Origin of the sequence: Archangium sp. (assembly GCF_036388035.1) — a bacterium.
Classification (GTDB): Bacteria; Myxococcota; Myxococcia; order Myxococcales; family Myxococcaceae; genus Archangium.
Map to the genome: position 1 here is coordinate 1 of NZ_DASVSO010000300.1, position 5,070 is coordinate 5,070.

The window sequence follows — 5,070 nt, forward strand, 5'->3', positions numbered from 1 at the left end:
ACCGGCAGCTCCAGCATCTGGTTGAAGTCGCAGTCGTAGAGCTGGCCGTCCCAGCCCACCGAGAGCGTGTTGCGGCACATGACGCCCCGGGCCGCGGCCGGGTTGAAGGCCGTCACCAACCGGTGCAGGTAGCCCTCCAGGTTGTCCGACTGTTGCAGCCATTCGAGAAAGCGGCTGATGGGCATGTTGGTGAGGGCGAAGAGGTTGTCGAAGCGAATGCCGTGGTTGCGCAGCAGCTCGCGCTTCCATTCCGCTTCCATGGAGGCCTGATTGGCTGGCAGGAAGGCACCCACGGGGTTCGTCACCAGCACGAGCCGCAGGCCACTCGTCCCATCTCCATAGCCGAGCACGTTGAGGCGTTTGAGCGCGCGGATGGACTGCTCGTAGACGCCCTCGCCGCGCTGCTTGTCGGTGTTGAGCGCCCGGTAATGGGGCAGCGAGCACACCACCTCCACCCGGTGCTCGGCGAGGAACGCGGGCAGCTCGTAGTGGGGCTTCGTCTCCAGGAGGGTGAGGTTGCAGCGGTCCATCACATGCCGGCCGAGCTTCCGCAGCTCCTCCACCAGCCAGCGGAAGTGCGGGTTCATCTCGGGCGCGCCGCCGGTGAGGTCCACCGTGGGGATGGACGTCTTCGCCAGGGCCGCGAGGCACAGCTCCATCGTCTCGCGGCTCATCACCTCGCGCCGGTCCGGCCCCGCGTCCACGTGGCAGTGGCGACACGTCTGGTTGCACATCTTCCCCAGGTTCATCTGGAAGATGTCGAGCCGCGTGGGCCGCAAGGGGTGGAGGCCGGCCTGCTGGAGCGCCTCGTGGAACTCGCGCGGAAGTGGGAGCTGGTGGAGGGTCTCCCGCTGGGTGTCGGGAGAGGCGAGGGGACTCCTCCGCGCCTGGAGGGAGGGCGGCGTGCTGTTGGGCATGGTGGGCTCCTACATCCCCACCTTGTCCACGTGGTTGCGCATCTGCACGCCGTGCACGAGTGAGGCGCCGCCCCGGATGGCCGCCGCCACGTGGATGGCCTCGGTCATCTGGTCCAGATCCGCGCCCTTCTCCAAGGAGTCCTTGCTGTAGGCGTCGATGCAGTAGGGGCACTGGACGGCGTGGGCCACCGCCAGCGCGATGAGCGACTTCTCGCGCACGGACAGGGCCCCCTCGGCGAAGACGGCGCCGTACCAGTCGAAGAATTTCTGCGCCAGCTCGGGCCGGTTCTTCCCGATGTCGGGGAAGCGGGCCAGGTCATGGGAGTGGTAATAACCGTCGTGGCTCATGGTGTGTTTCTCCAGGGAAAGGACTAACCGCCGGTGTGGCGCAGCACCATCGTCTCGAGCCGGCCCAGGGCCTTCTCCAGCACCTCCATGGAGGGGCCGAAGGACAGGCGCACGTAGCTGCGAAAGCGGGAGGGGCGGGCGCGACGCTTGCCCGGGTTCACGTCGAAGAACTCGCCGGGGACGGTGATGATCTTCTGGTCGAGCGCGGCACGGAAGAAACCCATGCCCTCGTTGAGAGGTGGGGGCAGGCCGGCCACGTTGCCCCAGACGTAGAAGGTGCCATCGGGCGGGCGGTCCGTGCGGATGCCCAGCCGCTCCAGACGCGAGTGGAAGCGGTCGCGCTTCTCGCGGAAGTGGTGGTTGATGGCGAGCGTCTCCTTCACCACGAGCTGCTCTTCCAGCAGGGGAATGGCGGCGCGCTGGAGGGGCCTGCTGCCGCCGCCGTCGAGGAAGCTGCCCGCGCTGGACACCGCGTCGATGACCTGGCGGGGGCCCAGCGTCCACGTCATGCGCCAGCCCGGGTAGCGCCAGTTCTTGGTGAGGCCATCGAGCAGGACGATGGGGTCCTTGTTGACGTCCTCGACGTAGCGGGCGGCGCTCTCCACGGGGAGCTGTCCGGGGCGGCCCGTCCAGATGTAGTGGGAGTAGAACTCGTCGATGATGAGGGCGCACTCCTGCTCGCGGGCGACGGACACCCAGCGCGCCAGCTCGTCGCCCTGCACCAGCTTGCCGGTGGGGTTGCAGGGGTTGGAGAAGAGGAGGGCGGACAGGCCGCGGCCCTGCACCTCGCGGCGCAGGTCCTCGTGGGTGAAGGCATAGCCGCGCTCGCCCTCGAGGAGGATGGGGATGGAGGTGAAGGCCTTGAAGACGTCGAGCAGCTCCTCGTAGGCGGTGTAGTCCGGGAGGAAGTGGCCGAGGTTGACGGCGCCGAGGCTGGCCGCGACGCGGGTGAGGGAGGTCCGGCCCCCCCCGGAGAGGGAGACGTTCTCAGCGGTGTACTGGCTGGGCAGGCCGCGCCGGTAGAGCCGGTTGTAGAGGGAGGCGATGGTTTCACGCACCTCCCACAGTCCGGAGACGGGGGCGTACTCCAGGTCGTTCACGTCCACGGTGACGCTGCCGACGCGGGGCGGCGCGTTGGGGATGTCTCCCGTCTCGGGCTGGCCCTGGCCGAGGTTGCACCACTCGGGGTCTCCGCCCCGGTAGCCGCGGCGCATGGCCTCGGTGGTGACGTAGATGACGCCCGTGCGCGGCACGGTACGGAACGCGGGCAGGGAGATGTCGTCGCTCACATCCCCACGCTAGCGGAGGACGGGCACGGCCTCACGGTGGAAGCGGAGCCGCGCCCTGCTTTCCGTCAGCCACGCACCAGCGCGGTGAGGATGTCCCTCCAGTGCGTGTAGATGGAGAAGTGTCCTCCGCCGGGCAGGAAGTGGGGCACCGTGTTCGGGATGCGCGCGTGCAGGTAGCGCCCCATCTGCTGCGGCACGATGGAGTCTCCCTCCCAGTACCAGAGGTGCACCGGCACGCGGATGTCTCCGAGCGGGAAGCCCCAGGGCGTGGTGAGCAGCCGGGCCTCCCGTGCCATGCCTTGCACTCCCTGGCGCGTGGCCTCGCCGCGGAAGCTCTGCACCTGTGCGCCAATGAGCGGATCCGACAGCACGGCCCGGTCATCGTCCGAGCAGTGCTCGAGCACCGCGGCGAAGGCCTTGTCCGGCCGGCGGCGCACGGTCCGGTCGTGCAGGTTCAAGATTGGCTGCAACAGCCAGTGGGGCCAGGTGGCCAGCGCGTAGGCGGTGCGGTAGTCCCGGTTGACGCCGTCCACGGCTCCGGAGCGGTTGAAGGGCGCCGAGCCGGAGATGATGGCCGCGCCCGTGAGCCGCTCGCCCAGGCGGTACGCACAGGCCGCCACGTAAGGGCCTCCCGCGGACACGCCCATGATCGCGAAGCGGCCCAGGCCCAGCGTGTTGGCCAGCTGCTCGATGTCCGCCGGCATGTCCAGCAGGGTGCGTCCCCGCTGGAAGTCCGACAGCCCGTAGCCCGGGCGGTCCGGGACGATGAGCCGCACGCCCAGGTTGTACGTGAGCCGGTCATCCGGGTGCCGCATGTAGCGCGAGCCGGGGTTGCCATGGATGAAGATGACCGGCGTCCCCTCCAGGTCTCCCGCCTCCACGTATGCCAGCCGGCGCCCGTCGCGCAGCCGGACGGAGCCCTCCCGCACCTGGGGCCCCGCGTCCTGAACCTTTGCTTCGCTCATTCCCCCACCTCCAGCGGCTGCGAGCGCTGGCCCATCCACGCGGAGATGTGCGGCCACACCTTCACCGGGGACTTGCTGGAGGCCGACAGGCCGATGTGTCCCACCGGGAAGCGCTTCGTCTCGCGGTCCTTCGCGCCCACCAGCAGACCCAGCAGTGGCTCGGTCATGGCCGGCGGGGCGATGTTGTCCTGCTCCGCGATGATGCTGAGCACGGGGCAGTGGATGCGGCCCAGGTCCACGCGCTCGCCCCCCACCTCCATGCGGTTCTGGCAGAAGAGGTTCTGCTGGTAGCAGTCCTTCATGTACTGCCGGTAGACCTCGCCCGGGAAGGGCACGGCGTCCGCGCCCCAGCGCTCCAGCGCCAGGAAGGTGGTGACGAAGCCCGGGTCGTCGATCTGCCGGCAGACGTCGAGCCACTTGGTGATGCGCTGCACGGGGCTGGCCATGAAGAAGCCGCTCTCCAGCACGTAGGGCGGCACGTTGCCGTAGGCGTCCACCAGCGAGTCCACGTCGAAGTGCTTCGGCAGCGTCCACAGCGAGTAGATGCCCCCCTTGCTGAAGTCCACGGGGGTGGCCTGCACCACGAGGTTGCGGATGCCCTCGGGGTAGAGCGAGGCATAGGCCAGGGCCATGGTGCCGCCCATGCAGTAGCCGTAGAGCGTCACGTCCTCGCTGCCGCTCACCCGCTGCGTCCAGCGCACGGCGGTGCGGATGTGGCCGCCGAGCAGCTCGCTCAGGGTGAGGTGGTGCTCATCCGGCCCGGCGATGCCCCAGTCGATGGCGTAGACGTCATAGCCCTCGCGGGTGAGGTACTCGATGAGGCTGCGGCCGGGCAGGAAGTCGAGGATGTACCAGCGGTTGATGAGCGAGTAGACGAAGAGGATGGGCGTGCGGTAGCGCCGCCGGGGCGCGGCGTAGCGCAACAGCCGCATGGTGCCGCGCGTGTGCACCACCGAGTGCGGGGTGGCGCTGATGGGCGGCTCGTGGATGCCGGCCGCCTTCTCGATGATGGGCTTGAGGTACGGGTAGGGGTTGATGGAGCGGTCCTGCAGCGCCTGTGCGACCGAGCGCGAGACATCCACCTGGGACGACACAAACGAGCGGATCCGCTGGAAGGCTTGGGCGGGCCGATTCACGGGAGAACTCCGGGACGGAAGAAGAAGGCCCCTCGGCGAGGGGGAACAGGAAGAGCAGGAGACCTAGCGGGCGGAGCTGGCGCGACGGCGGCGGGGGGCGGGAGCCGCGTCGGGGGTGGAGGCCGGGGGCTGCTCCTGGCGCTCCAGCAGCTCCACGACGTGCTCGAGCTGCGAGCCGAGTGCCTCCACCTGGTCGCCCATGCGGCGGAGCTGGTCGCGCAGGGTCTCGACCTCGGAGGAGGTGGGCACACGCAGCGTGTGCAGCGTCTTCTCCATGAGTGAGGTGCGGCGGATCTGCAGGATGAAGCCGCGGCGCATGAGCCCCCCGCTGACACGCAGGAAGGTGGGGCTCTCGGCCAGGCGCGCGGCCACGTGGGTGAGACCCTGCTCGGCCTTGGAGAAGACCTTGCCCGAG

At 69.2% G+C, this 5,070-nt stretch carries 6 protein-coding genes; all 6 read right to left on the bottom strand.

The genetic code is table 11. From position 1 onward, the window contains the following. A partial coding sequence (gene arsS, locus VF697_RS12460; protein WP_331094581.1) for an arsenosugar biosynthesis radical SAM (seleno)protein ArsS occupies window positions 1-917 on the bottom strand: 917 nt, incomplete at its 3' end. 9 nt (window positions 918-926) lie between these two features. Then, window positions 927-1,265, bottom strand: coding sequence for an arsenosugar biosynthesis-associated peroxidase-like protein (locus VF697_RS12465; protein ID WP_331094583.1), 339 nt, complete (start codon window positions 1,263-1,265; stop codon window positions 927-929). A 23-nt stretch (window positions 1,266-1,288) separates the two neighbouring features. Next, entirely contained in the window at window positions 1,289-2,554 is a 1,266-nt protein-coding gene (locus tag VF697_RS12470; protein WP_331094585.1) for a pyridoxal phosphate-dependent aminotransferase, read from the bottom strand. Window positions 2,555-2,619: 65 nt separating this feature from the next. Next, the gene (locus VF697_RS12475) at window positions 2,620-3,519 is read right to left on the bottom strand and encodes an alpha/beta hydrolase (RefSeq protein ID WP_331094587.1); all 900 of its coding nucleotides are present in this window, start codon (window positions 3,517-3,519) and stop codon (window positions 2,620-2,622) included. Continuing rightward, window positions 3,516-4,655: an alpha/beta fold hydrolase gene (locus VF697_RS12480; RefSeq protein ID WP_331094589.1), complete on the bottom strand. Its 1,140-nt coding sequence runs from the start codon at window positions 4,653-4,655 to the stop codon at window positions 3,516-3,518. Before VF697_RS12480 ends, VF697_RS12475 begins: the two co-directional genes overlap by 4 nt. Before the next feature lie 63 nt (window positions 4,656-4,718). Next, a partial coding sequence (locus VF697_RS12485; protein WP_331094591.1) for a hypothetical protein occupies window positions 4,719-5,070 on the bottom strand: 352 nt, incomplete at its 5' end.